Source organism: Ruegeria aquimaris, assembly GCF_025751555.1.
Taxonomy (GTDB): Bacteria; Pseudomonadota; Alphaproteobacteria; order Rhodobacterales; family Rhodobacteraceae; genus Ruegeria_B; species Ruegeria_B aquimaris.
The window spans coordinates 470,281-494,879 of the sequence record NZ_JAOWLB010000001.1 but is presented as its reverse complement, the minus strand read 5'-3'; the positions used below and the strand labels follow the sequence as shown (position 1 = coordinate 494,879).

Here is a 24,599-nt window from a genome sequence, read left to right as displayed (position 1 = left end):
GGGGCTGGCAAGGGCCGGGCTTAGCCCTTGGTCAGGCGGTCGGCCTTCTTGCGCACCAGGATCGAGCGCAGATCGTGCATGGCCAGCAGCAGCGAGTCGGTAACCTCTTCCAGCTGCGCATCGCTGGCCTTGGACTGAACCCAGTGGGTCGTCAGGTTCAGATAGTCCACCGCGCGCAGGATATCGTCGATGTCGCGGCGGGCCAGCAGCTCGGTCCGCTCGGCCATCCAGCGCTTGATGGCCTTCATGTCCTCGGGCGTCAGGTCGCGGCCGCCATGGGGTTTCACCTCGCCATTCTTGATGTTGACCATGGCGATCTGGTCCATCTCGATCCGGCGCTGGCGGTTCTCGGTGTCGACGCGAAAGACAAAGGCGCCGTTTTCGCGGATCCGGAAGTAATAGTCTGGCAACTCGGCGCCCATGCCCGGCCTCTCCTTCTTGGTTTCCGTTCAGACCAGCGATGCGCAGAAGCGCTGGATGCGGGTGCAGGCCTCGGTCAGGGCCGCGTCCGAGGCAGCGTAGCTGACCCGGAAGTTCGGCGAAAGACCGAAGGCGGCGCCAAAGACGACGGCGACGTCTGCCTCTTCCAGCAGGGCGGTGCAGAAGGTTTCATCACTGTCGATCAGGGTGCCGGCGGGGGTCGTCTTGCCGATCAGCCCGGCAATCGAGGGATAGACATAGAAGGCGCCCTCGGGCGTCGGGCAGTCGATGCCATCGACGGCATTCAGCATCGAGATCACCATGTCGCGGCGGCGTTTGAACAGCGCGGCGTTTGGGGCCAGGAATTCTTGCGTGCCATTGAGCGCCTCCACCGCCGCCCATTGGCTGATGGTGCAGGGGTTCGAGGTGGATTGCGACTGGACCTTGCGCATGGCGGTGATCAGTTCTGCCGGACCCGCGGCGTAGCCGATTCGCCAGCCGGTCATAGCATAGGCCTTGGACACCCCGTTGCAGGTGAGGGTACGGTCGTAAAGCCCTGGTTCGATCTGGGCGGGGGTGCAGAATTCGAACCCGTCATAGGCCAGGTGTTCGTACATGTCGTCGGTCATCACCCAGACATGGCTGTGCCGCATCAGCACATCGGTCAGCGCCTTGAGTTCCGCGCGGGAATAGCCCGCGCCGGTGGGGTTCGAGGGCGAGTTGAAGATGAACCACTTGGTCTTGGGCGTGATCGCGGATTCCAGCTGTTCGGCGGTCAGTTTGAACCTTGTGTCGAGCGATGTTTCGACCACCACGGGCGTGCCGCCCGCGAGCAGCACCATATCGGGATAGCTGACCCAGTAGGGGGCGGGGATGATCACCTCGTCGCCCGGATTGAGCGTTGCCATGAAGGCATTGTAGAGCGTCTGTTTGCCGCCGGTGCCGACCGAGACCTGCGCGGGCGTGTATTCCAGCCCGTGGTCGCGCTTCATCTTGGCGCAGACGGCCTGTTTCAGCTCGATGATGCCGTCGGGGGCGGTGTATTTGGTCTTGCCTGCGGCGATGGCGGCGACGGCGGCATCCTTGATGTTCTGCGGCGTGTCGAAATCGGGTTCGCCCGCGCTGAGGCCGATGATGTCGCGACCTGCGGCCTTGAGTTCGGCCGCCTTGGCGGTCATCGCGACGGTGGGCGAGGGTTTGACGCGGGACAATGTCGCAGACAGGAAACTCATGGTCGGCCTCGGTTTGAATGTTGGGCGCGACTGTCATAGGGTGCGCCCGAGCGGCGATCAAGCCGTATGCAGACCCGGAAGGACCACGATGATGAGCGACATGACCGACTATTACGGACAAGACTCGGCAACCTTTGGCGACCGGATGGCGGCGGCGCGCGAAGCGGCGGACATGACGCAGGCGCAGCTGGCCCGCAGGCTGGGGGTGAAGAAGTCGACCATCGCCAGTTGGGAAGAGGATCTGGCCGAACCGCGTGCCAACCGGTTGCAGATGCTGGCAGGCATGCTGAACGTGTCGATCATGTGGCTGATCACCGGCGAGGGACCGGGCATGGACATGGCATCCGAGGACGACGATCTGGGGCGGGACATGACGACGCTGCTGGCGGAACTGCGCGAATTGCGGACCCAGTTGCAGGCCTCGACAGGGCGGGTGGCCAAGCTGGAAAAGGCGGTGCGGCGCCGGATGGAGGCCGAGGCGTGACCGAAAGCCGGGAAAACCGGATCAAGCGGATGCAGATGCGGTCGATGCGCCGGGGGATCAAGGAGATGGACCTGATCCTGTCGGCCTATGCTGAGCGTAATCTGGGCGAGATGGATGTCGCGGCGCTGGATTTGTATGACGCGCTGCTGCATGAGAACGATCAGGACCTGTATCAATGGGTCACCGGGCAGGTCGCGACGCCAGAGCGGTTTCGCGATCTGATCCAGGATATCTCGCAAACGTTTCAAAAATAACACAGATTCCGACTTAACTGAATCTTTGGCTTTTCTGCCCAGAGTGTCTTGCAGGCACTGGCGAGTCGGAGAGACGGATGAGTATGGAAATGCAGGTTACGACGGCCGGCGGCAAAAGCTTCATGTCGGGCTATCTGGAGGCCCTGTCGCTGGTCGAGCGGTTGCACCGGTTGCTGCTCGACGTGATCAAGGATGAGTTCGAGCGGGTCGGTGTTCTGGAGATCAACGCGGTTCAGGCGCTGTTGTTGTTCAATATCGGCGACAACGAGGTGACGGCAGGCGAGTTGAAGAGCCGCGGGTACTATCAGGGCAGCAATGTCAGCTACAACCTGAAGAAGCTGGTGGACATGGGATATATGCACCACCAGCGCTGCGAGATCGACCGGCGCTCGGTCCGGGTGCGGCTGACCCAGAAGGGGCGCGACATCAGGGATGTGGTCACCGATCTGTTCCAGCGCCATGCCGAGGGGTTGCAGGGCCGCGGCGTGCTGGGGCCGGAAGGCGTGATGGAGATCACCAGCGCGCTGAAGCGGGTCGAGCGCTATTGGACCGACCAGATTCGGTACATCTATTAAGCAGGCATGGCTGCGTTTCGGGCAGGCCGGGGCGGGCGCGGACGGCGCCGCCCCGGTAAAGCGCAACATCCGGGCGGACTTCGGGCTTATCGGGTGCGGCCCCGTTTGTCGTGTCTACGGGCAGCGCGGACAGGACAAGCCCTTCGAGTTCGCGCAGCAGCTTGCGCTCCATCGCGCGCTGATAGTCGGTATATCCCAGCGCAACCTCGACAAAGGCATCGGGTCCGGTCAGCACCCAGGCCCGGTAATAGGCGGAGAGCTCGCCGATCTGCACCTGGCGGTGGTCGGTGGCGTTGGTGCTGTCTGCCCCGATCACCAGCCCGTTGATGGTCACCCCCCGATCGGACAGCGCCGCGCGCATGTCGCGGGGATGCGGACCCATGTTGTGCTTGCCGTCGCCTGACAGGTCGAGGGTGCGTTTCCAGCAGTCGGCCTGTTGTCCGAGCAATGCCGCGCCATGCGCCATTGCCGGGCCGATGGCGGTGCCGGGCGGGGCGGGGGCACGGCGGGTCCGGGTGAGCTGGGCGGCGATCGCGGCGATATCGGCGGCGGTGCGGATCTCGCGCCAGGTGAGGATCAGGCGCTGATGCCCCGGCTCGCTCCATTCGAAGACGGCCAGCCGCAGAGGTGCCGAGGGCATGGCAAGCAGCCTGTCCTGCACCTGGGGCGCCAGCAGCGCTGCCGCCAGTCCATCAAGTTGCAGGCGGTATTCGGTAGCGTCGACCGAGCCGGACACGTCGAGCCCCAGCGCCAGCGCCTGGCGGCAGGCGGCGTGGACGGGTGCGGCGCTCAAGCAGAGGAGAAGGGCGCACAGCCGGATCATGGCAGGACCGCGCCGATCACCAGGCCCGACAGCTCGCGCTCCAGCTTGGCGGCCATGGCGCGTTCGAAATCGGCAAACCCTTGGGCAACCTCGATAAAAGCACCGGGACCGTGGCGCACATTGTCCAGAAACCAGGGGATGAGCTGGATCTCGGTCTCATATTCCGCACCGTTGATCGGCAGGCCATTGACCGTGATCGCGGCGAACCCGGGAAGGGCGTAGACATCTTGCGGTCCGGGCCCTTCGTTGTTCTCACCATCGCCCGAGATGTCTATGGTGTGGAACAGGCAGTCGGGGCCGCGCGCCATCAGCGCCGCGCCATAGAGCAGGGCCTGTCCCATGGCGGTGGGCGCTTCGGTGCCGTTGCGGGGAGCCTGGCCGATCCGGTCTGCCACACGATCCAGATCGTCGGGCGCCCGGATCAGAACCCAGTCCAGCAACAGGTGCTGTTCTGCCGGCCCGCTCCATTCATAGACGGCCAGAGCCACCGGCAGCGGGGCTGCGAAAAACGCGCGGCGCACCTCGGGGGCGCCTAGGGCTGCGATCAGCCCGCCGCGCTGAAGCGCGTGTTCGCGCGCATCGACCGAGCGCGAGACATCGAGCGCCAGCGCCAGCGCCAGCCGACACTCGGCTGCCTCTGTCGCACCCGACCCCCACGGCAGGATCGCGGCGCAGAACGCCGCCCGTGCCGCCCCGGTCACCAGTGGCCGGTGCTTTCCATGCTGACCCAGGGTTCTGCCGGTGCCAGCGCCTCGCCGTTCTGCAACAGCTCGATCGAGATGTTGTCGGGCGAGCGGACAAATGCCATGCGCCCGTCGCGTGGCGGCCGGTTGATGGTGACCCCGTTATCTTGCAGCATGGCGCACATCTCGTAGATGTTATCGACACCATAGGCGAGGTGGCCGAAATGGCGGCTGTCCGAAGGCAGCCCCTCGTCGCCGTCCCAGTTGTACGTCAGTTCCAGCGGCGTTTCGTCCTGCCCCGGCGCGGCCAGGTAGACCAGCGTGAACCGGCCCTGCTCGCTTTCATAGCGGCGGATTTCGCGCAGGCCGAGCAGTTCGTAAAAGGCCATGGATTTCTCAAGGTCCTTCACCCGGACCATGACATGGAGATATTTCAGCGCCATCGCGTGCCATCCTCAGATTGTTCCGCGACGGAGCCTAGCGCAGTGGGCGGCGATGTCGAGAGCGCGATCAGAAAGCGGACTGAATGCCGAAGTTCACGCCAAACCGCTTGGCGTCATAAAGCGCGATGTTGCTGTCGGTGCGCGAGGCGGAAACGCGCATGGTCGGGTTGAAACCGTAATAGTCTATCTGGTTGAAAATGAGCGTGAAATCGGCCTCGAACTTGTCCTCCTGACGGCCGTCGCGGCTGTGTGGCGACACGTCATAGTCGCGGTTGCGCGCCCAGAGCCCCAGCTGCGCGGTGGCGCCGAATACGGGTTTGGCAAAGACAAGCTGGGCGCGCAGGCCAATCTCGGTGAATTCGTCGGCGGCCACGTTCGAGGTGCCGACTGCGCCGGTCAGGTTGGTCCACAGGATGGTTCCCCCGCTCAGCGGCAGGGTATAGGACAGGTCGGCGCGCACGGTGTCCTGATCGCTGCGGGTCACGCCCCACTGCCGTTCGCCTGCGATCCGGGCGTTGATCTGTCGGCCCCGTTGGAGCTGATAGGTCTGGCCCAGACTGAGCCGGGCAAACCGGGCGTACTCATTGCCGCCATACCAGCTCTGCCCCAGGTCGACGACGAACCGGTATTCGCCGCGGCGTTCGAAATTCATGCCGCGCTGACCATAGCCGAGGGTATAGGAGGCAAAGGCAAAATCGCTGGCCTTGGCCGTGGGGGCAAGGGACTTGGCCTCGGACGAGAGCGTATAGGCGCGCAGATCGGTGGTGAAGATCACGTCATGCGCGCGGGTGGGCGTTTCGCGGAACCGGTAGCGTGTCGTCAGGCCAAGTGAGTATTCGACGCCAGAAAGCGCCAGCGCGGTGCCGCCCAGCTGGTATTCGACCGGCTGGCCATAGATCGCCTCGGACAGGCGATAGTTCAGGAACGAGGATCGCTGGGAAGAGCCGTTGTTGATGTTGCTGTCCGGGGTGACCGAAAACGACAGGCGTGTCAGCCATGGATTGCGGGCGCGGACATATTTGAAATCACGGATGGCAAGGCGGGACAAGTCGTCGTTCGGGGCATGCTCGACGGCGCGTCTCAACCACCATTGCGCCATGGTGCGCTGACCGGAAGAGGAGAGGGCCTGCGCCATCACCATGGAACTGGCAAACTTCTGTTCGTCGGTGGTGGAAAGCGCCCAGGCCGATTTCGCCGCCGATTTTGCCTCGTCGAACCGGCCCAGCGTGCGGGCCGCGCGCGAGTGGATCAGATGCGCCTGCCGGTCGTTGGGATCGCGCTGTAGCAGGGCCCGCGAATAGGCATAGGCCTGCTCCGGCGCGCCGATGCGCAGCGCCTGGTGGGCGGTGGCGCGCAACTCGTCCGGGGTGAGCTGTTCGCCGACCACAGGTTGTCCCGCCAACAGCATCAAGGCTGTTGGCAGGGCGCTCAGCACTGTCCCGAGGCGGACCCGCATGGTGCGCCTCAGTTGTAGACGATGAAGCCGCTGGTTTCGCGAACGGAAGACGCCATCGGATCTTTCGTGGTTTCCAGCACGACTACGCCAACGATTTCGTCGACGTTGTCGCCGGAGACGATGGCGTAGTAGTTGCCTTCCTCGAAAATCTGGGTCTGACCGTTCGAGTCGGTGTAATAGCTCTGCAGCGTTCCGATGATCTCGCCGTTGTCGTCCATTGCACCCGGACCAACGGTAAAGGTCGCAGTCGGGATGCGTGACAGCGTGGTATTGTTCTCGGCATTGACGCGGGAAATGACGTTGGCTGTCACATCATTGCCGTTAATGTCATAGATGCGCCGGTTGCTGATCGAACCGCGCACTGCATCGCCCCGCGTTCCGGTCGCGTCGTTGAAATCGTCGAAGTCGATGGCAATCACCACGTCGCCGGTGGTGTATTCAAGGCCGCCGGTTCCATTGTAGTCGCGCAGACCGGCAAGTTGTCCGGAGAACTGTGCCTGCCCGGTGGTGGGCAGCGTCACGCTGTTGTCTCGCTGGTAGATGAAACCGCCGAACCCGTAGCCGACATAGGCACCGGTGCGGACGATGGCAAACTGAGTGTTGCCCGATGTGGACACGCCATAGACCGCGCGATGGGTGAACTGGTTGATCGGCGCGCCATCGAAACTGTCGAGATACTGAGCGTCGGCCTCGTACACGGCGAAGGGTCCGAGGCTGCCGACAGTAGAGCCGCGGGAATAGGTGTTGTCACCATCAAAACCGAGGTTGTCGACGGTGAAGGTGTCGTTGGTCGAATTATAGCTGATGTCGCTGGCGAAGCCGTTTCCATCATAGGTGGAGTCAGTGCTAGTGGCCTCGGTGCGAAAGATACCGACGGCGGGCGAGGGCGATGCCGTGCCTGGCGGTACGGTCCGGTCGCTGTTGATCGGGTTTCCGGTGTCGGTGCCACCACCGGTGCCGGTTCCGCCATCGGTGCCGCCATCGGTTCCAAAAACGGCATCCGATCCGCCACATGCCGACAACGCAACGCACGTTGCCAGCGCAACGAAATAGGGTCTCATCACTGCCTGCCTCTGCTCTTTGTTAGAGAGATTTTTCAGCCATAGTCTGGCTTTGGTTGTGGAAAGTCAAATGCTTCGAGAACGGGGCATGGGTTTGCCGGTGGAGGGTGCCCAAAAAGCCATACCTTATGTCGCGGTTTCGGTGGCCATAAATGCAAGATATAGTATCGTGGCGACTCATCTAGTGAAAGGACCCCCGATGCCGCTATCGCCTGAGCAATTGGCCGAGATCGATGCCCAGCGGGCGCAGACCGCGTTGACGCGCCGGGTGGTTTCGCCAGGCATGGAAGAGCACCTGTATACGGCGCATCCGGTGCTGGACCATGGCTTTGTCCGGGTGATCGACTATATGGGCGACGATGCGGCGATCTGTCAGGCGGCGCGGGTGAGCTATGGCAAGGGCACCAAATCGGTGCAGAACGACGAGGGGCTGATCCGCTATCTGATGCGGCACTGGCATTCGACCCCGTTCGAGATGTGTGAGATCAAGCTGCATGTGAAGCTGCCGGTGTTTGTCGCGCGGCAGTGGATCCGGCACCGGACCGCCAATGTGAACGAGTATTCGGCCCGCTATTCGATCCTGGACCGCGAGTTCTATATTCCTGCGCCCGAACATGTGGCGGCGCAATCTGCGGTCAACAATCAGGGGCGTGGCGACACGCTGGAAGGGGCCGAGGCTGCGCGGGTACTGGAGATTCTCAAGGCTGACAGCGCGCGCTGCTATGACAATTACGAGGCTATGATCGGACAGGATGGCCAGCAGGGGCTGGCGCGCGAACTGGCGCGGATGAACCTGCCGGCGAACATCTATACCCAGTGGTACTGGAAGGTGGACTTGCACAACCTGTTCCATTTCCTGCGGCTGCGTGCCGACGCACATGCGCAATACGAGATCCGGGTCTATGCGGACGCCATGTGCCGGATCGTCGCCGAGTGGGTGCCGTTCGCCTACAAGGCGTTCGAGGATTACCGGCTGGGCGCGGTGAACCTGTCGGCGCAGATGGTCGACAGCCTGCGCCGGATGCTGGCGGGCGAAACGGTGACGCAGGAAAACTCGGGCCTGTCGGCGCGCGAATGGCGCGAGTTTCAGGACGTTATCGGCAGATCTTGATCTCGGGCGGGCCGGTTTCCGGTCGCAGAAGCGGGTCGGCGGCCAAAGGCCGCCGAACGCCTGATGTGGCTCTGCCGTGGATTTACAACGGCTTGATGTCGGCGGCCATCTGGCGACCGTCGCGGCCGTCTTGCAGTTCGAACGACACTTTCTGATTGTCGGCCAGACCGGTCAAACCGGACCGTTCGACAGCCGAAATGTGGACAAAAACATCCTTGCCGCCGCCGTCGGGGGCAATAAAGCCATAACCTTTAGTTGCGTTAAACCATTTCACGGTGCCGGTAGGCATGTCCCGTGTCTCCTTCTGACGTTCAAATCCTCCCCGAATATGCGGGGCATGGGCGGGTGGCCGGCGGCAATCCTGCGCCTCTCCCGGTCAGGGTTAGAAGGCGACTGACACCGGTTCCGGCCTCAAGATTGCACGGTGCGGGCAAAAATCAAGAAAAAGGGACTGTGCCCGGATCATTTTGCGCGATATTTGGGCGGAAAGGACGGAGGTTTCATGCTGATCTACGGGTTGAAGAACTGCGACACGTGTCGCAAGGCCTTGAAGGCACTGCCGAATGCGCGGCTGGTGGATGTACGCGACGACGGGATCAGTCAGGACGTGCTGGCACGCGCATGGGCGGAATTCGGCGCGGCGCTGCTCAACACCCGCTCGACCACATGGCGGGGTCTGGACGAGGCAGAGCGGGCGCGCGATCCGCTGGACCTGCTCGCTGCGCACCCGGCACTGATGAAGCGGCCGCTGATCGAGGCGGAGGGGGAATTTTACCTCGGCTGGACCCCTGACACTCGGCGTGCCCTTGGCGCGGGCTGAACCGGGTCTTATGTGAAGCCGGTATCTGAATTGGAGGTCACCCCATGCGCAATGCGGCGCTTGTCCTTGGTATCATTGCCGGATTGATCGGTATGCTCGTCGGCTTCGTCAGCTTTGGCTATGTCGAGGCGGTGGCGTATTTCGGCGAGATCGAGGGGGTGGCCGAGCAGGTGGCCAATACCGATCTGGTGCAGATGACTTCGGTCATCGCGCCGATGCTGGCGATTGCGGGCGGCGCGATGGCGCGGGCGCGGGCGCTGTGGGGCGGTGTGCTGCTGCTGATCTCGGCGGCGGGCATGTACCATGCCTTTGGCTTCAACGTGTTCACCATGTTCCCGATCGCCTTTGCCGGGGTCGCTGGCGTGCTGGCGGTGGCAGCGGGTAAGCCGGACGAGGAAAAGGCGCATTTCTGAGCGGGGAAGGGCCCGCAATGCGCGGGCCGATCCTTGTGGCTCAGGCCATGGCGGCGCTTTGGGCGCGGTTGCGCAACAGCGCGTCAAGCGACAGGGCGCCCGCCCCGCGGATCACCAGGATACCGAGGGTGAAGACCCAGAACAGCCGCTGGTCCATGATCACGCCGCTGGCCTGATTGTCGAACCACGCGCCCAGCGTGGCCAGATCGGTGGCGCCATGGCCATAGACATCGGTCAGTGACTGCACCACCACAAAGCCGATCATGCCGAGCGCCGCCAGCCGGGTGAAGAGGCCGATCACGATCAGGAGAGGCAGGATGAATTCGGCATAGGTGCCCGCCATCACCACGGCCCAGTGGTAGAAGCCCAGTTGCGACACGTCATACCCGACCGCTTCGAGCTGTTTGGGAAAGATCTGGCTGTAGGCACCGATCGAGGGGCTGAAGAGACCAAGGATGCCGTCGCCCAGCTTGGTCAGGCCCGAGTTCCAGTAATAGACCAGTAGCACGGCGGCAAAGGTGAACCGGGCCAGCAGCGGCAAGAGCCAGGTTCCGGCGGTTTCAACAAGGCCAAAGACCTTGTCATGGATCGAGATGAGTGGGTTCATGCTCTTGTCCTTCCTCTGTGAGTGAGGTGAGGGCGCCCCCCTGGAGGAGCAGGGCCAATGTGGCGCCCAGGTCGAAATCAGGTGTCGTTTCGGCGGCAGTCTCATAGGCCGCGCCGATCGTCGCACCGGCTTGCAGGGCTTCGATCCAGTCGCCGCCGCCGGTGGGCAGCGGCTGTGGGATCGGGTCGTATTCGGGCCGGGTGATCAACACATCCTGACCGCCCGGTTGCGGTTTCGGCGCGCCGTCCTCGGTATTGAACCGCCAGATCGCATGAATCGGCCAGGGCGACCGGATCAGCCGCATGGCCGGGGCGAAGTCGAGCCGGGCGGCCATCAGCGCCTCGGGGTCGATGGACAGCGCCTTTGGGTCGAGCGGGGTGCTGTCGGCGGCATGGTAGGACTGGCGTATCGCCAGTTCGAGCCGCGCCACATCGGGCAGGTAGCCCAGGTGCGACAGCTGTTCCATCCCGGCGAGGAAGTCGGGAAACGCCTCGCCGTAGAACATCATCAGCGGCGTCGAGGGCGGGTGGCGGCGCAGGAAGAGGCCCGCGAGCCCGTCCATGTTCTGCGCGCCGAGCAGCTTGGCGATGACCGGAAAGGCCTGGTGCATCGCCTCGGTCAGCGACACCGCCACATTGTTGCGATAGACGTTGAACCGGCGGCCCGGCGGATGCGTCCGGGCATCGCATAGACCCTCCGGGATCGCCCGGCCCGGATCGAGCAGAGCGGCATGGAAATCATCCTGTGTCACGGTCATGCCGGTAAGCGCTCCAGCGCGGTTTGGGCGCGCGCGGCCTCGGCCCGCAGAACGGGCCAGTCGGGCACGTCGGTGTCCCACTCGATCAGGATCGGTTTCGGGCCTGACCGGTCGAGCACATAGTCGAGCAGGGACCAGACAGGGTCCACCACCTCGCGCCCGTGGCTGTCGATCAAGAGCGGTCTACCGTGGTCGTCGTGATCCTCGTCATGGCCGCCCAGATGGATTTCGCCCACCTTTTCCAGCGGATAGGCGTCGATATAACCCTGCGGCGAGAAATCGAGATTGGTGGCCGAGACAAAGACGTTGTTGACGTCGAGCAGCAAGCCACAACCCGTGCGCCGGGTGATTTCGCGCAGGAAATCGGGCTCGGACCAGGTGCTTTCGGCGAATGCGAGGTAGGAGGAGGGGTTTTCCAGCAGCATCCGGCGGCCAACCACATCCTGCACCTGATCGATGTGGTCGCAGACGCGGGTCAGCGTGGCATCGGTATAGGGCAGCGGCAGCAGGTCATTGAGAAAATGGCTGTCATGGGTGGACCAGGCCAGATGTTCCGAGAAACTGGCCGGGTTCAGCCAGCCTGTGAGGTGTTTCAGCCGGGCCAGATGATCAGGGTCGAGCGCACCCGCCCCACCAATGGACAGGCCGACACCATGCACCGAGATCGGAAAGCGTTCGGACAGGTGGCGCAGTTGCGCCAGCGGACGGCCACCATCGCCCATGTAGTTCTCGGCATGGATTTCGAGCCAGCCGACCGGGCCGGGCGCATCGAGGATCTCGGAGAAATGTTGCGGCTTGTAGCCCACACCGGGCAGGGACGGAAGGCCGCTTGGGGCGCGGGAAGCATCCAGCATGACATGGTCCTTTCGGCAATCCCGGCGAGGCAGGAAAAGGGGAGGGCCGGTGGGCGGCCCTCCCCCTGAAGGTGCTGTGCCTTATGCGGGCAGGTCGCGGGTCAGCGCTTCGAGCGAGCCTTTGCGTGCCGAACCGTCGGCCTGTGCGGGCAGTTCGATGGTCGCGCAGGTGCCCGCGTCTACCAGCGTCCAGGCGTTGCCCTGGTAATCCACGGTCGAAGTGCCGGCGCAGGTGGTGCCGGGGCCGGCGGCGCAGTCGTTCTTGCCGGCCAGCGATACGCCATAGCACTTTTCCTTGGCCTGGGCGCTGGCAGTGGTGACAGTGGTTGCGGAAAGCGCGGCAGCAACAGCGCCCGCGATGGCCAGGGTCTTGGTGGTTTTCGACATCTCGTTCATCCCTTCATGATCGTGTGATGTTTTCGTCTTGGGCAAGTCTAAGGTAGTGTGGCTGGATACGTGTTTGAATTCACGACCCCGTGTCTCACATTCCTGTCAGAATTCTTGGGCAAGTCACGCGGTAAACAAAGGGATTCTTTTGGCAAATGCGCGAAATGTTACAGGCCGGCCCCCGGTGAGGAGGCTGGCCTGCACGTCTTTTGTGAGAATTGTTACAGCAGGTCGGGCGGTGTCGCGGCGCGCGCCAGCTCTTTTGTAACATTCGCGAGCGGCTGCACGCGGGTTTCCTTTTCGCCCAGGCGACGAACGCTGACGGTGCGTTCCTCGACCTCGCGCTGACCGACGGCCAGGATCACCGGTACCTTGCCCACAGAATGCTCGCGGACCTTGTAGTTGATCTTTTCGTTGCGGGTGTCGGCTTCGGCCCGGACACCCGCCTTTTTCAGCTCTGCCACGACCTCTTGTACATAGGCGTCGGCATCGGACGTGATCGAGGCGACCACCACCTGGCGCGGCGCCAGCCAGAAGGGCAGTTTACCCGCGTGTTCCTCGATCAGGATGCCGATGAAGCGCTCGAACGAGCCCAGCGTCGCCCGATGCAGCATGACCGGGCGATGCTTGGCCCCGTCGGCGCCGATATAGGTAGCATCGAGCCGTTCGGGCAGAACGAAATCCACCTGATGGGTGCCGCATTGCCAGTCGCGTCCGATGGCGTCGGTCAGGACGAACTCCAGCTTGGGGCCATAAAAGGCGCCTTCGCCGGGGTTCAGTTCCGGCTCGATCCCGGCGGCGCGGGTGGCCGACAGCAGGGCGGCTTCGGCCTTGTCCCAGACCTCATCCGAACCCGCGCGGGTCTCGGGGCGGTCGGAGAATTTGACCGAGAACTTCTCGAAGCCCAGATCCTTGTAGATCATCGACAGGAAGTTGATGAACTCGGCGGTCTCGGATTCGATCTGATCCTCGGCACAGAAGATATGGCCGTCATCCTGGGTAAAGCCGCGCACCCGCATGATACCGTGCAGCGCGCCCGAGGGCTCATAGCGGTTGCATGAGCCGAATTCGGCCATGCGCAGCGGCAGGTCGCGATAGGATTTGAGGCCCTGGTTGAAGATCTGCACATGGCAGGGGCAGTTCATCGGCTTGAGCGCGTTGACCGCCTTCTCCCGGGCATGTTCCTCGTCCACTTCGACGATGAACATGTTCTCCTGGTATTTCTCCCAATGGCCCGAGGCCACCCAGAGCTTGCGGTCGACGACCTGGGGCGTGTTCACCTCGACATAGCCGCCGCGACGCTGCTGGCGGCGCATGTAGTCCTGCAACGTTGTATAGACGGTCCAGCCGTTGGGGTGCCAGAACACCTGGCCCGGGGCCTCTTCCTGCATGTGGAACAGGTCCATCTCGCGGCCCAGCTTGCGGTGGTCGCGCTTGGCGGCCTCTTCCAGCATGGTGAGATGCGCCTTGAGCTTTTCCTTGCCGGTGAAGGCGACGCCGTAGATGCGTTGCAGCATCGGGCGATTGCTGTCGCCGCGCCAATAGGCGCCGGCGATGGACATCAGCTTGAACGCGTCGCCGGGGACCTGGCCGGTATGTTGCAGGTGCGGGCCACGGCAGAGGTCCTGCCAGTGGCCGTGCCAGTACATGCGGATCGGTTCGGAGCCGGGAATGGCCTCGATCAGCTCGACCTTGTAGGGTTCGTTGTTGGCCTTGTAGAACTCGATCGCGCGGGCGCGTTCCCAGACCTCGGTGGTCACGGGCTCGCGCTTGTTGATGATTTCCTTCATCTTTTTCTCGATCAGGCCGAGATCTTCTGGGGTGAAGGGTTCGGCGCGGTCGAAGTCGTAATACCAGCCGTTCTCGATGACGGGGCCGATGGTGACCTTGGTGGCGGGCCAGATCTCCTGCACCGCGCGGGCCATGATATGGGCCAGGTCGTGGCGCACCAGCTCGTTGGCCTGTGCCTCGTCGGCCATGGTGTGAATGGCGATCCGCGCATCGGCCGCGATCGGCCATTGCAGGTCCCAATGCTTGCCGTCAACAGTGGCGGAGATGGCCTTTTTCGCCAGCGAGGTGGAGATGTCGGCGGCGACCTGCGCGGGCGTTACGCCTGCGTCATAGGATCGTGCATTGCCATCGGGAAAGGTGAGAGAGATCTGGGCCATATCTGGCGGCTCCTCGTCGGTTTGGCGCCCACTGAACGCCCGGTTGCGGGTTATGGTGTCCGCCCGATTTGGCAGGGGCCGCAGACGAAGTCAAGGCAGCAGACTTTCGCAGAAAGTCTGTACCCAAAGTTTCGTGAAACTTTGGGCAGGCCTCGCGCTTAGCGTGCGGCAAAGATGGCATAGGCCATCAGCAGGGTGCAGACCCAACCCGCGCTGAACAGGATCGGGCGCAGCGGCATCCGGGCGAAGCCCGAGATCATGCCCGCTGCATGCAACACCCGGATCCAGAAGAAGGCGATGGCGGTCCAGTAGGTCAGCGTCGAGAACCCGTTCATCAGCGCCAGGATCAGCACCAGTACCGCAAAGGGCATCGCCTGTTCCAAGAGGTTCAGATGCGCCCGATGCGAGCGTTGCACCCAGGGGCGCAGATTGGCAATCTGCGCGGGCCGGGCGAAGGCCTCTTCGTGCGAGGGGTCGGTTGCGATGCCGACGACGTAGGGTATCCAGAGCGATGCAGCGAGGATCATCAGGCAGGTGAGGATGCCCAGTTCGGTGGGAAAGCTGTCCATCATGCGGCCCCTTTCAACGCGGTTCCGGTTTCCAGATAGCTCTTGAGCGAAGCGGCCAGACGCGCCCAACCTTCGCCGATGCCCTCTTGCCCGACGGCGAGGTTGTAGTGTTCGATGGTCAGCTTGCAGATCTCGCCCTGCGGTTCGATCAGATAGACCATTTCCGAGGCCACGGCGCCCGGCCCCATGAAAAGCGGCTCGAAGCTCATCTCGATCCGCGATTTCGGGTCAAGCTTCCGGGTCACCTGCCGCAGCATCGCGCCGCCGGCGGGGGTGATGAACTCGACCGTCTCGCCGGGCGAGACCTTGCCCTGCACCTCGTTGCAGAGGAAGTGATAGGCCGCCATCTGTTCGGTCTCGGTCAGCGCCGCCCAGAGCGCATCCTGTGTGCAGCGGATGAATGTCTGCATCATGAAATCGGGCTTTCCCATTCTGTTCTCCGTTTCCAATTTCTCTTTCAGCGCGGCCAGCCCCTGTGCCTGCGGTTGCAGGAAGGGCACCACCCAGCGGTTGATCATGTCCTGCAAGGGCAGGGGGTTGAGGTAATGGTATTTGAACCGCCCCTCGCGCCGGGTGAGGACAAGATGCGCTTCCTCCAGCAGCTTGAGGTGTTTCATGACCCCGAACCGGGTCATGTCGAACTTGCTTTCCAGCTCGCTCAGGCTTTGCCCGTCCTTCTGGCGCAACTGGTCCAGAATGGCGCGGCGGGCGGGGTCGTTGAGAGCTTTGAAAAGAATGTCCATGTTGCGACTATATGTGATTCGATAGTCACGTGACAATATGGTAACTTAATGAGCCTTGCACCCGCCTGCAAAGCGATGGAGGCTTGGGAAAACGACCAGCAAAGGAAAAGCCCGGTGAGCGATACTCTGACAACCGACCAGGGGCGCAGCCTCGCCTATCATCTCACCCCGGGCGACGGTCCCTGCATCGTGTTCCTGGGCGGGCTGAAATCGGACATGGAAGGCACCAAGGCCGTGCATCTGGAGGCCTGGGCGCGGGCGCGGGGGCATGCATTTCTGCGGTTCGACTACTCGGGACATGGCGAAAGCTCAGGCATATTCGACGAGGGCGCGATCGGGGACTGGCATGAGGACACGCTGGCCGTTGTCGATAGCCTGACCGAGGGGCCGCTGATCGTGGTCGGCTCGTCGATGGGCGGCTGGCAGGCGCTTCTGCTGGCGCGGGCGCGGGCAGACCGCATGGCGGGCATGGTGACCATCGCCGCCGCGCCGGATTTCACCGAGGACGGCTGGTGGGCCGGGTTCGACGCGGGGCAAAAGGCGCAGCTGGCGGCCGAGGGCCGGGTGGAACTGCCCTCGGACTATATGGAACCCTATATCGTCACCCGCCGCATGATCGAGGACGGGAGGAACCATCTGGTGCTGCGCGCGCCGCTGCATCTGCCGTTTCCGGTGCGTTTCCTGCAAGGCACCGCCGATACGGCGGTGTCGGTCGATACGGCGGTGCGGCTTTTGCAACATGCCACCGGGCCGGACATGCGCCTGTTGCTGGTCAAGGACGCCGATCACCGGTTCTCGGACGAGACCTGTCTGAAGATCATCGAGGACGCGGTGAACGACGTTCGGGGTTGTGGCTGATGCGGTGGCTCGGGAAGTTTCTGGGGCGTGCCCTTGCGGTGCTTGCGTTGGCGTGGGGGCTGGCCTGGTGGTTTGGGCCTTATGAGGAGGTCGATCTGGCTGCCGATTTCGATCCGCGCAAGTTTGGCGAAGGGGTTCAGGTCTATTTCGAAAGTGTCGAGTCGGGCTTTGCCGACATGGTTCCTGGTGTTGAAAAGCGGGTGGAATGGACTGCGGACGGATATGAGCGGCGTACGCCCTATTCGTTGGTCTACCTGCACGGGTTTTCGGCCACGTCCGAGGAACTCCGCCCGGTTCCCGACCGCATCGCCGCGGCGCTGGGCGCCAATCTGGTCTATACCCGGTTGCAGGGCCATGGGCGCGGCAGCGCGGCAATGACCGAAGGCACGGCGTCGGGCTGGATGCGGGATGCGGCCGAGGCTTTGGCGGCGGGCCGCGCCGTTGGCGAAAAGGTGATTGTCCTGTCCACCTCGACCGGCGGTACGCTGGCGGCGGCGGCGGCGCTGGACCCCGAACTGTCGCGCGATGTGGTGGCGATGATCCTTGTCTCGCCCAATTTCGGGGTAAACGACCCGCTGGCCTTTGTGCCGACCCTGCCGGGCGCGCGGTATTGGTTGCCGCTGGTCATGGGCGGCGAGCGGGATGCCAGCAGCCCTGATCCGGACAAGAACACCTATTGGACTACTCGTTACAGTTGGTCGGCGCTGGTGCCGATGGCGGCCTTGGTCAAGAAGGTGGTTTCGCTTGATTTTGGACAGGCCAGGGTGCCGACGCTGTTCTGGTTTTCGCCCGACGACAAGGTGGTGCGCCCCGATTTGACCGGCGAGGTGGTCAGGCGCTGGGGCGGTCCGGCCGAGATGCGCACGGTTACCATGGGGTCGGGCGATGATCCGTCCTCGCATGTGATCGCGGGCGATATCATGTCGCCGGGGCAGACCGATATCGCGGTCGCGGGCATGCTCGCCTGGCTGCGGGAACAGGGAATAGAGTGATGGAGCAACGGGTGAGCCTGATCACTATCGGTGCCGAGGATATCGCGGCGGCGGCATCCTTTTATGAGACGCTGGGCTGGCGCCGGGTCGACACCCCGGATGGGGTGATCGCCTTTGACCTGATCGGGCAGGTGCTGGGCCTATACCCGCTGGCGGCGCTGGCCGAGGATATCGGGCTGCCGGTGGGAGAACTGGGGCAGGGGGCGATGACGCTGAGCCATAACTGCCGCGACCGGGAAACGGTTGATGCGCTGCTGAAGCGTGCGGGCGAAGCGGGGGCCGAGATCCTCAAACCCGGGTCCGAGGTGTTCTGGGGTGGCTATCACGGCTATTTCCGCGCCCCGGATGGCAGCATCTGGGAAATCGCCCACAACCCGTTTTCTGCGCTGGGACCCAATGGAGAGTTTCGCTGGAACGGGTACGGCTGATGCGCCGCCCGGGCAGCATGTGGAGCCTGGAGACGCTGGGCCGTGTGCGCCTGTCGCGCCACTTTTTCATGCGCGATTTTCTTTATTCAGAGATCGGCAATTTCCATGCGCGGCAGAACATTCCCGACGATCCCGATCTGGCGATAGAGACCGGGCGGGCCTTTTGCGAGACGCTGTTGGACCCGTTGGAGGAGACTTTTGGCCGTATCGCGGTGCGCTCGGGCTATCGCTCGGCGGCGCTCAACCGGTTCGGCAATGAAAACCGGCTCAATTGCGCCCGCAACGATCATCCGCTGGAGTGTCATATCTGGGACCGGGGGCGGGGAGAGGCGCGGATTGCCGGGGCCTCGGTGGTGATCCCCTGGTTTGCCGATCGCTATGCGCAGGGGCGCGACTGGCGCGATCTGGCCTGGTGGCTGCACGATCACCTGGATTATTCCGAGATCTGGTTCTTTCCCAAACTCTGCGCCTTCAACCTGGTGTGGCGGCCGGTGCCGCTGCGCCGGATCGACAGCTATATCGCGCCGCGCGGGCGGCTGGTGGTGGAAGGGCAGGAGCCGTCGGTGCCGCTGGACAAGCGGCAGGCGGCCTATGCCGATTTTCCACCCTTCCCTGGCATCCGATATCCCTGACAGGGCTTGTCCGGTCGTCCGAAAATGCCCATTCTACCGTCAGTTGAGGTGAGTGGCGGAAGGGATGACAATGACCGAACCCCTGGTTTTGTTGCCGGGCATGGCCTGTGACGTGCGGCTTTTCGAGCACCAGATCCAACAGCTGTCACAGGACCGGGCGGTCATGTTTTGTCCGATCACGCAGGCCGAGCGCATTGAGGATATCGTGCGGGAGATCCTGCCACAGCTTCCGGCGCGGTTTGCGCTGGCGGGGCTCAGCATGGGCGGGATCGTGGCGATGGAGCTGATGCGGCGGGCGCCCGAGCGGATCACGCGGCTATGCCTGATGTCTACCGACGCGACCACCGACACGCCGCAGATCGCCGCCGCGCGCGAACCGCTGATGATCAGCGCACGGGTGGGCAAGCTGGACCAGGCCCTGGCCCAGATGACGCGGCCCGAGACGCTGGCGCCGGGGCCGGGGCGGATGGCGCTGCTGGATCTGGTGCGCGACATGGGGGTGGGGCTGGGCCCGGATGTCTTTGTGCGGCAGATGAAGGCGCTGCAACGGCGCCCCGATCAGCAGGGCACCCTGCGCAAGATCAAGGTGCCGACCCTCATCCTTTGCGGCGCGCATGACCGGATGACCTCGGTCCGGCGGCATACGTTCCTGGCGGAGCTGATCAGTGGGGCCGAGTTGAAGGTGATAGAGGATGCGGGCCATTTGCCGACGCTGGAGACACCTGAGACAGTGACAGAATATCTGCGCGGCTGGCTGGTGGGCTGAGCGTCAGGGGTAGAGCGCCTGGCGTTCTTCCCTGGTCAGGATATGGGGTTCCGCCACCGGATCGCCGGTGGCCGGATCAAAGAACGGGGTTTCCCGCCAGCGCCCCGACAGCCGTGCCGAGAGCATCCGGGACAACAATCCGTAAACCGCCGGGATGGCGTTGATATGCTTGGTGCCGCCGCTGGGCTGGGGCACAAAGCCCTGTGTGCGCACCGGCCCCAAGGCAGTCGTATCGGCCAGTCGCCGCGTGTTGAACCCGGCAAAGGGGGTCCTGGCCGATTTCAGCGTGGTTGCGATCGGGGTGTTGCAGCACTTGGCGTACCAGCGGAACAAACCCTTGGGTGACAGGCGCATCAGCGCTAGGTGCTCGCGCCCCTTTTCGATGACGATTCCATCGGGGCTGAGCTGGAAAATGTCCACCGGACCCGGGGCCGGATCCGGTTGCTTGAAATAAAGCTCCCCCGCCCGGCAATCGGCGCAATAACAGACCACATGGGTCCCGGATTGCACCGCCGCCGGGGTCAGGTGGCCAGAGAGCGCCCCGCAGGCGCAGGCAAACGCCAACGGCCCGGCGGGACGCTTTGGCATGGTCAGGCCGCCGAGTTCGTGTTGGCGACCTTGATCTTCTTGTCCTTGCGGGCGTTGTTGTTCATGAACTCGATCACCAGCGGGCGAATATTGTCGCGCCAGCTGCGGCCCGCAAAGATGCCATAGTGCCCGGCGCCGGGTTCAAGATGGCTGGCCTTCTTGCTGTCGGGCAGGCTGGTGCACAGGTCGAGAGCGGCGATGCACTGGCCCGGGGCCGAGATATCGTCATTCGCGCCTTCGACGGTCATCACCGCAACATCGGTGATTTTCGAGATATCCACCTTGTGGCCATCGACCACGAACTTGTTCTTGGCGATCTCGCATTCCTTGAACACCCGCTCGACCGTCGACAGGTAGAATTCGGCCGTCATGTCCATGACCGCCAGATACTCGTCGTAGAACCGGTTGTGCGCGTCGTGATCCGATGCCTCGTCGCGCATCACACGATAGATCTGGTCCACGAACGCCTTGGAGTGGCGGTCGCCGTTCATCGACATGAACGAGGCCAGTTGCAGCAGGCCGGGATAGACCATCCGGCCCACGCCCTTGTACTTGAAACCGACCCGCTGGATCATCGACTGTTCGAGCTGGCCCATGGTGACGCGACGGCCGAAATCGGTGACTTCGGTCGGCGTTGCATCGGGGTCGACGGGGCCGCCGATCAGGGTCAGCGTACTGGGCTGTGCCTTGGGATCCAGTTCCGCCAGATAGGCGGTCGCGGCCAGCGTCAGAGGTGCGGGTTGACACACCGCCACGACATGGGTGTCGGGGCCGAGCTTGCGCATGAAATCAACGAGGTAGAGTGTATAATCCTCGACATCGAACTTGCCCGCCGAGACCGGGATATCGCGGGCGTTGTGCCAGTCGGTGATATAGACCTCGCAATTGACCAGAAGGCTTTTCACGGTCGAACGCAACAGCGTTGCATAGTGTCCCGACATCGGGGCCACGATCAGCACCTTGCGCGGCTGGGTCTCGCGGCCTGCGACGTTGAAGTGAACGAGGTCGCCGAAGTCCCGCTCGACCACGGTGGTGATCTCGACCAGGTGATCCTTGCCGTCCTCACAGGTAAAGGTGCGGATGCCCCAGTCCGGTTTGACGATCATCCGCTGGAAGGTGCGCTCGGTCACCTCGCCCCAGGCGGCCATCCAGTTGAAAAGGGGGTTGGGAACCATCGAAAACGCCGGGTAGGATGCCATCGCGCTGGCAGTCGCCCCAAGCCACTGGTTGGTGTTCCGAACGGTTTCCATCATGTCGTAGGTCATCATGTAGCGCATGAAATGGGCCTCCTAAGCCACACCCATAGAGTTTGGACCATTCGTCGCTTTGCCCCCCGACGCCCACGACGGTATTCTGCATAGCAGCGACGTTAAGGGGGATTCCTTAAAATGACAACAAGTGACGGGCAAACGCCGGAATTGACCGGCGAACACTTTGAACAGCTCAAGGAAAATATGGCGAAAGTCGAGGGATTGTCCAAACGGCTGGTCGAGTTGATGGCCGGACGGAAACCTCACACCCCGGCGCTGGACGGTCCGAATCAAGAGCTTTTTGCAAAGGCAGCAACGGCCTATTGGACCGAGGCCTGGCAAAACCCCGCCAAGCTGCTGGAGCAGCAGCTGGAGTTCTGGGGCAAGTCGGTGATGAATTTCGCCGAAGCGCAACAGGCCCTGCTGACCGGTGAAGTCGAGGACGGCGAGGACGCCTCCAAGGATCGTCGCTTTGCCAACCCGCTTTGGGAAACCAACCCCTATTTCCGCTTCGTCAAGCAGCAGTACCAGACCAATGCCGCCGCGCTGGCGCAGGCGGTCGCCTCGGTCGATGATCTGCCCGACAAGGACCGCAAGCGGCTCAAGTATTTCTCGCAGCAGATCATCGACCTGATGGCGCCGACCAATTTCCTGGGCACCAACCCCGACGCGCTGGAACGGGCGGTTGAAACCGAGGGGCGGTCGCTGTTGCAGGGGCTGGAGAACCTGATCAAGGATCTCGAGGCCAATGGCGGCGAGCTGGTGGTCAAGCTGGCCGACGAGAGCGCCTTTGAGGTTGGCGGCAACATTGCCACCACGCCGGGCGACGTGGTCTATCGCAACCGGATGATGGAGCTGATCCAGTACAAACCGGTGACCGATACGGTCTATGAAACGCCGATCGTGCTGTTCCCGCCCTGGATCAACAAGTTCTATATCCTGGACCTGAAGGCGCAGAACAGTTTCATCAAATGGGTGACCGAGCAGGGTTACACCATCTTTGTCGTCAGCTGGATCAACCCGGATGCCAGCTATGCCGATGTGGGGATGGAGGACTACGTTCAGGACGGTTTCCTGACCGCCATCGACGAGGTCAAGAAGATCTGCAAGGTCAAGCAGGTCAATGCGGTGGGCTATTGCATCGCGGGCACCACGCTGAGCCTGACGCTGTCGCTGATGAAACAGACCGGCGACAAGTCGGTGAAATCGGCGACCTTCTTTACCGCGCTCACCGATTTCTCGGATCAGGGCGAGTTCACCCCGTTCCTTCAGGACGATTTTATCGACGGGATCGAAGACCAGATCGACAAGGATGGCGTGCTGCGGTCCTGGATCATGGCGCGCACCTTCTCTTACCTGCGGTCAAACGACCTAGTCTATTCCCCGGCGATCCGCAGCTACATGATGGGAGAGACGCCGCCGGCCTTCGACCTGCTGTACTGGAACGGCGACGGGGCGAACCTGCCTGGCAAAATGGCCAAGCAGTATCTGCGCGGCCTCTGTCAGGGCAACCAGTTCGCCGGAGAAGGGTTCGACCTGATGGGCCACACCCTGCATGTGCGCGACGTGGACGTGCCGCTGATGGCGATTACCTGCGAGACAGACCACATCGCGGCCTGGAAGGATTGCTATCGCGGCGTGCAGCAGATGGGGTCTAAGTCGAAGACCTTTGTGGTCTCGGAATCCGGTCACATTGCCGGGATCGTGAACCCGCCGTCCAAGAAGAAATACGGCCATTACACCAATCCCGACCTGAAGCTGGATGCCGATGCCTGGATGGCCGAGGCCGATTTCAACGAAGGCTCCTGGTGGCCGATGTGGGATGCCTGGATGCAAAAGCGCGCGGGCAAGCAGGTTCCCGCCCGGGATACCGGTGATTCGGATCACCCCCGCCTGTGCCCGGCGCCCGGCACCTATGTGGTTGCCAAGGCAAGTCATTGATTTCTTGTGCTTAGATGAAAAAATTCTGCGGTGCAGCAAAAAAAACTTGAAATGCTGCATCGCAGAAAGCATATTCCTCTCAAGCCGAAGGAAACGGGGTGGGCCCGGACCCGGCAAAGAGGATTGAGACAATGGCAAAGACCCAAGATTTTTCCGCCGTCATGAAAGACATGATGGGTGCATTCCCGGTTGACACCAAGGCAATGGAAGACGCGTTCAAGTCGACCGCAGCCCTGAACGAGAAACTGTCGGGCGTCGCTCTGGAAGCCGCCGAGAAATCGGCCGAGATCTCCAGCAAGTGGACCAAGGAAACCCTGGCCAAGCTGAGCGACATGTCGAAAGCAAAGGCAGAGCCGGCAGACTATGCCAAGGCGATGACCGATTTCGCCAGCGCATCGGCCGAAGTTGCCGCCGAGAACATGGCCGCCTTCGCCGAGATCGCCAAGAAAGTGCAGATGGACACCGTCGAGCTGCTGATGGCCGCTGGCAAGGACATCACCGAAGATGCGACCGCAGCCGTGAAAAAGGCCACCAACGACGTGACCGCCGCTGCCAAGAAAGCCGCAGCTGCAAAATAAGCGAAAGCGCGGGGGCGCACTCTCTCTCCTCCCCCCTTTAGTGCGAACCCGCTGGGCAGGTCGAAAGACCTGCCCTTTCTCTTTTCTTTTGTGCTGCGCTCGCATAGGCTTTGCCGCAGCGCGATAAAAATGGGGAGTGCTCGCCGTGGGCGATGGAGACAAGCCGCTACTGATCAAGCGTTACGCCAGCCGGCGCCTTTATAACACCGAGACCAGTGATTACGTGACGCTGGAAGACATCGCGGGGTTCATCCGCGCCGGGCGCGAAGTTCAGATCGTCGATCTGAAAACCGGCGATGACCTGACCCGGCAGTACCTGCTTCAGATCATTGCCGAGCATGAAAGCCGCGGTGAAAACGTGCTGCCGGTGAACGTGCTCAACGACCTCGTGCGCAGCTATATGTTGCCGGGCGGCGGCATGATGCCCCAGTTCCTGCAAAGTTCGTTCGACATGCTGCGCGACAGCCAGTCCAAGCTGATGGAGAACATGAACGCGATGAACCCGATGTCACAGATGCCGGGCTTCGAGGCGCTCAAGGCCCAGCAAGAAGCGTTCATCCGTGCCATGACCGGCGGTCTTGGTTCCAACTGGAGCGGGCAGGGCCGCAAAGGGGACGAGGCCGGTTCGGTGGACTCGGGCGAGGATCTGGACGATATCAAGAAACAACTGGCCGAGTTGCAGCGCAAGCTTTCCAAGCTGAGTTGA

31 protein-coding genes are annotated in these 24,599 nt (G+C 62.8%); 14 read left to right on the top strand and 17 right to left on the bottom strand.

The window, feature by feature from the left end; genetic code table 11:
- Positions 1-20: 20 nt before the first annotated feature.
- Both OE747_RS02510 and OE747_RS02505 read right to left on the bottom strand, forming a co-directional pair.
- On the bottom strand, positions 21-422 hold the full coding sequence (locus OE747_RS02510; RefSeq protein ID WP_263827021.1) for a hypothetical protein: 402 nt from the start codon (positions 420-422) through the stop codon (positions 21-23).
- A 27-nt stretch (positions 423-449) separates the two neighbouring features.
- A complete protein-coding gene (locus tag OE747_RS02505; protein ID WP_263827020.1) occupies positions 450-1,652 on the bottom strand; it encodes a pyridoxal phosphate-dependent aminotransferase in 1,203 nt (400 codons plus the stop codon).
- Between the two features lie 88 nt (positions 1,653-1,740).
- Between OE747_RS02505 and OE747_RS02500 the strand changes: the two genes are divergently transcribed.
- The 3 genes from OE747_RS02500 to OE747_RS02490 all read left to right on the top strand — a co-directional run bounded on the left by OE747_RS02500 (position 1,741) and on the right by OE747_RS02490 (position 2,965).
- On the top strand, positions 1,741-2,136 hold the full coding sequence (locus OE747_RS02500) for a helix-turn-helix domain-containing protein (RefSeq protein WP_263827019.1): 396 nt from the start codon (positions 1,741-1,743) through the stop codon (positions 2,134-2,136).
- Positions 2,133-2,390, top strand: a complete 258-nt coding sequence (locus OE747_RS02495) for a succinate dehydrogenase assembly factor 2 (RefSeq protein ID WP_263827018.1) — start codon at positions 2,133-2,135, stop codon at positions 2,388-2,390. The genes OE747_RS02500 and OE747_RS02495 overlap by 4 nt, the downstream gene beginning before the upstream one ends.
- Before the next feature lie 77 nt (positions 2,391-2,467).
- On the top strand, positions 2,468-2,965 hold the full coding sequence (locus OE747_RS02490; protein ID WP_404818282.1) for a MarR family winged helix-turn-helix transcriptional regulator: 498 nt from the start codon (positions 2,468-2,470) through the stop codon (positions 2,963-2,965).
- On the opposite strand, the gene OE747_RS02485 is transcribed toward OE747_RS02490, so the two are convergent.
- The 5 genes from OE747_RS02485 to OE747_RS02465 all read right to left on the bottom strand — a co-directional run bounded on the left by OE747_RS02485 (position 2,904) and on the right by OE747_RS02465 (position 7,431).
- Entirely contained in the window at positions 2,904-3,758 is an 855-nt protein-coding gene (locus tag OE747_RS02485) for a DUF1194 domain-containing protein (RefSeq protein WP_318527289.1), read from the bottom strand. The two genes, OE747_RS02490 and OE747_RS02485, sit on opposite strands and share 62 nt — an antisense overlap.
- A gap of 26 nt (positions 3,759-3,784) precedes the next feature.
- A complete protein-coding gene (locus tag OE747_RS02480) occupies positions 3,785-4,489 on the bottom strand; it encodes a DUF1194 domain-containing protein (RefSeq protein ID WP_404818281.1) in 705 nt (234 codons plus the stop codon).
- Positions 4,486-4,914: a VOC family protein gene (locus OE747_RS02475; RefSeq protein ID WP_263827017.1), complete on the bottom strand. Its 429-nt coding sequence runs from the start codon at positions 4,912-4,914 to the stop codon at positions 4,486-4,488. The genes OE747_RS02480 and OE747_RS02475 overlap by 4 nt, the downstream gene beginning before the upstream one ends.
- Positions 4,915-4,981: 67 nt before the next feature.
- Positions 4,982-6,370 (bottom strand): surface lipoprotein assembly modifier, encoded by a 1,389-nt coding sequence (locus OE747_RS02470; RefSeq protein ID WP_263827016.1) that lies wholly within the window; start codon positions 6,368-6,370, stop codon positions 4,982-4,984.
- A gap of 8 nt (positions 6,371-6,378) precedes the next feature.
- Complete coding sequence (locus OE747_RS02465) at positions 6,379-7,431, bottom strand: hypothetical protein (RefSeq protein ID WP_263827015.1); 1,053 nt, start codon at positions 7,429-7,431, stop codon at positions 6,379-6,381.
- 199 nt (positions 7,432-7,630) lie between these two features.
- Between OE747_RS02465 and thyX the strand changes: the two genes are divergently transcribed.
- Positions 7,631-8,542: an FAD-dependent thymidylate synthase gene (thyX, locus tag OE747_RS02460; RefSeq protein ID WP_263827014.1), complete on the top strand. Its 912-nt coding sequence runs from the start codon at positions 7,631-7,633 to the stop codon at positions 8,540-8,542.
- 82 nt (positions 8,543-8,624) lie between these two features.
- On the opposite strand, the gene OE747_RS02455 is transcribed toward thyX, so the two are convergent.
- Positions 8,625-8,831, bottom strand: coding sequence for a cold-shock protein (locus tag OE747_RS02455; RefSeq protein ID WP_164132444.1), 207 nt, complete (start codon positions 8,829-8,831; stop codon positions 8,625-8,627).
- 213 nt (positions 8,832-9,044) lie between these two features.
- On the opposite strand from OE747_RS02455, the gene OE747_RS02450 reads away from it, so the two are divergent.
- Together OE747_RS02450 and OE747_RS02445 are read left to right on the top strand one after the other, a co-directional pair.
- Positions 9,045-9,362, top strand: coding sequence for an arsenate reductase family protein (locus tag OE747_RS02450; protein WP_263827013.1), 318 nt, complete (start codon positions 9,045-9,047; stop codon positions 9,360-9,362).
- Between the two features lie 44 nt (positions 9,363-9,406).
- Entirely contained in the window at positions 9,407-9,775 is a 369-nt protein-coding gene (locus OE747_RS02445) for a hypothetical protein (protein ID WP_263827012.1), read from the top strand.
- A 40-nt stretch (positions 9,776-9,815) separates the two neighbouring features.
- Here the strand turns inward: OE747_RS02445 and OE747_RS02440 are convergent, their stop codons facing one another.
- From OE747_RS02440 to OE747_RS02410, 7 genes are all read right to left on the bottom strand, one after another.
- Positions 9,816-10,382, bottom strand: a complete 567-nt coding sequence (locus OE747_RS02440) for a DoxX family protein (RefSeq protein WP_263827011.1) — start codon at positions 10,380-10,382, stop codon at positions 9,816-9,818.
- Complete coding sequence (locus OE747_RS02435) at positions 10,357-11,139, bottom strand: HvfC/BufC N-terminal domain-containing protein (RefSeq protein ID WP_263827010.1); 783 nt, start codon at positions 11,137-11,139, stop codon at positions 10,357-10,359. The genes OE747_RS02440 and OE747_RS02435 overlap by 26 nt, the downstream gene beginning before the upstream one ends.
- Complete coding sequence (gene bufB, locus OE747_RS02430; protein WP_263827009.1) at positions 11,136-11,993, bottom strand: MNIO family bufferin maturase; 858 nt, start codon at positions 11,991-11,993, stop codon at positions 11,136-11,138. The genes OE747_RS02435 and bufB overlap by 4 nt, the downstream gene beginning before the upstream one ends.
- A gap of 81 nt (positions 11,994-12,074) precedes the next feature.
- Positions 12,075-12,380: a BufA1 family periplasmic bufferin-type metallophore gene (locus OE747_RS02425; RefSeq protein WP_263827091.1), complete on the bottom strand. Its 306-nt coding sequence runs from the start codon at positions 12,378-12,380 to the stop codon at positions 12,075-12,077.
- 221 nt (positions 12,381-12,601) lie between these two features.
- Positions 12,602-14,548 carry a threonine--tRNA ligase gene (gene thrS, locus OE747_RS02420; protein ID WP_263827008.1) on the bottom strand — a complete coding sequence of 649 codons (1,947 nt, stop codon included), beginning with the start codon at positions 14,546-14,548 and terminating at the stop codon, positions 12,602-12,604.
- Positions 14,549-14,706: 158 nt separating this feature from the next.
- A complete protein-coding gene (locus OE747_RS02415) occupies positions 14,707-15,117 on the bottom strand; it encodes an MAPEG family protein (protein WP_263827007.1) in 411 nt (136 codons plus the stop codon).
- The gene (locus tag OE747_RS02410) at positions 15,117-15,860 is read right to left on the bottom strand and encodes an ArsR/SmtB family transcription factor (protein ID WP_263827006.1); all 744 of its coding nucleotides are present in this window, start codon (positions 15,858-15,860) and stop codon (positions 15,117-15,119) included. Before OE747_RS02410 ends, OE747_RS02415 begins: the two co-directional genes overlap by 1 nt.
- A gap of 114 nt (positions 15,861-15,974) precedes the next feature.
- On the opposite strand from OE747_RS02410, the gene OE747_RS02405 reads away from it, so the two are divergent.
- From OE747_RS02405 to OE747_RS02385, 5 genes are all read left to right on the top strand, one after another.
- Positions 15,975-16,718, top strand: coding sequence for an alpha/beta fold hydrolase (locus OE747_RS02405; protein ID WP_263827005.1), 744 nt, complete (start codon positions 15,975-15,977; stop codon positions 16,716-16,718).
- Positions 16,718-17,710: an alpha/beta hydrolase gene (locus OE747_RS02400; RefSeq protein ID WP_263827004.1), complete on the top strand. Its 993-nt coding sequence runs from the start codon at positions 16,718-16,720 to the stop codon at positions 17,708-17,710. The genes OE747_RS02405 and OE747_RS02400 overlap by 1 nt, the downstream gene beginning before the upstream one ends.
- A complete protein-coding gene (locus tag OE747_RS02395) occupies positions 17,710-18,138 on the top strand; it encodes a VOC family protein (protein WP_263827003.1) in 429 nt (142 codons plus the stop codon). Before OE747_RS02400 ends, OE747_RS02395 begins: the two co-directional genes overlap by 1 nt.
- 17 nt (positions 18,139-18,155) lie before the next feature.
- A complete protein-coding gene (locus tag OE747_RS02390; RefSeq protein ID WP_263827090.1) occupies positions 18,156-18,770 on the top strand; it encodes a hypothetical protein in 615 nt (204 codons plus the stop codon).
- Positions 18,771-18,840: 70 nt separating this feature from the next.
- Positions 18,841-19,536 carry an alpha/beta fold hydrolase gene (locus OE747_RS02385; protein WP_263827002.1) on the top strand — a complete coding sequence of 232 codons (696 nt, stop codon included), beginning with the start codon at positions 18,841-18,843 and terminating at the stop codon, positions 19,534-19,536.
- 3 nt (positions 19,537-19,539) lie between these two features.
- Here the strand turns inward: OE747_RS02385 and OE747_RS02380 are convergent, their stop codons facing one another.
- Positions 19,540-20,124, bottom strand: a complete 585-nt coding sequence (locus OE747_RS02380; RefSeq protein ID WP_263827001.1) for a DUF6151 family protein — start codon at positions 20,122-20,124, stop codon at positions 19,540-19,542.
- A gap of 2 nt (positions 20,125-20,126) precedes the next feature.
- Positions 20,127-21,401, bottom strand: coding sequence for a polyhydroxyalkanoate depolymerase (phaZ, locus tag OE747_RS02375; protein WP_263827000.1), 1,275 nt, complete (start codon positions 21,399-21,401; stop codon positions 20,127-20,129).
- 111 nt (positions 21,402-21,512) lie between these two features.
- Between phaZ and OE747_RS02370 the strand changes: the two genes are divergently transcribed.
- From OE747_RS02370 to phaR, 3 genes are all read left to right on the top strand, one after another.
- Entirely contained in the window at positions 21,513-23,315 is a 1,803-nt protein-coding gene (locus OE747_RS02370; protein ID WP_263826999.1) for a PHA/PHB synthase family protein, read from the top strand.
- A gap of 131 nt (positions 23,316-23,446) precedes the next feature.
- Positions 23,447-23,893, top strand: a complete 447-nt coding sequence (locus OE747_RS02365; protein ID WP_263826998.1) for a phasin family protein — start codon at positions 23,447-23,449, stop codon at positions 23,891-23,893.
- Positions 23,894-24,038: 145 nt separating this feature from the next.
- Entirely contained in the window at positions 24,039-24,599 is a 561-nt protein-coding gene (gene phaR, locus OE747_RS02360; protein WP_263826997.1) for a polyhydroxyalkanoate synthesis repressor PhaR, read from the top strand.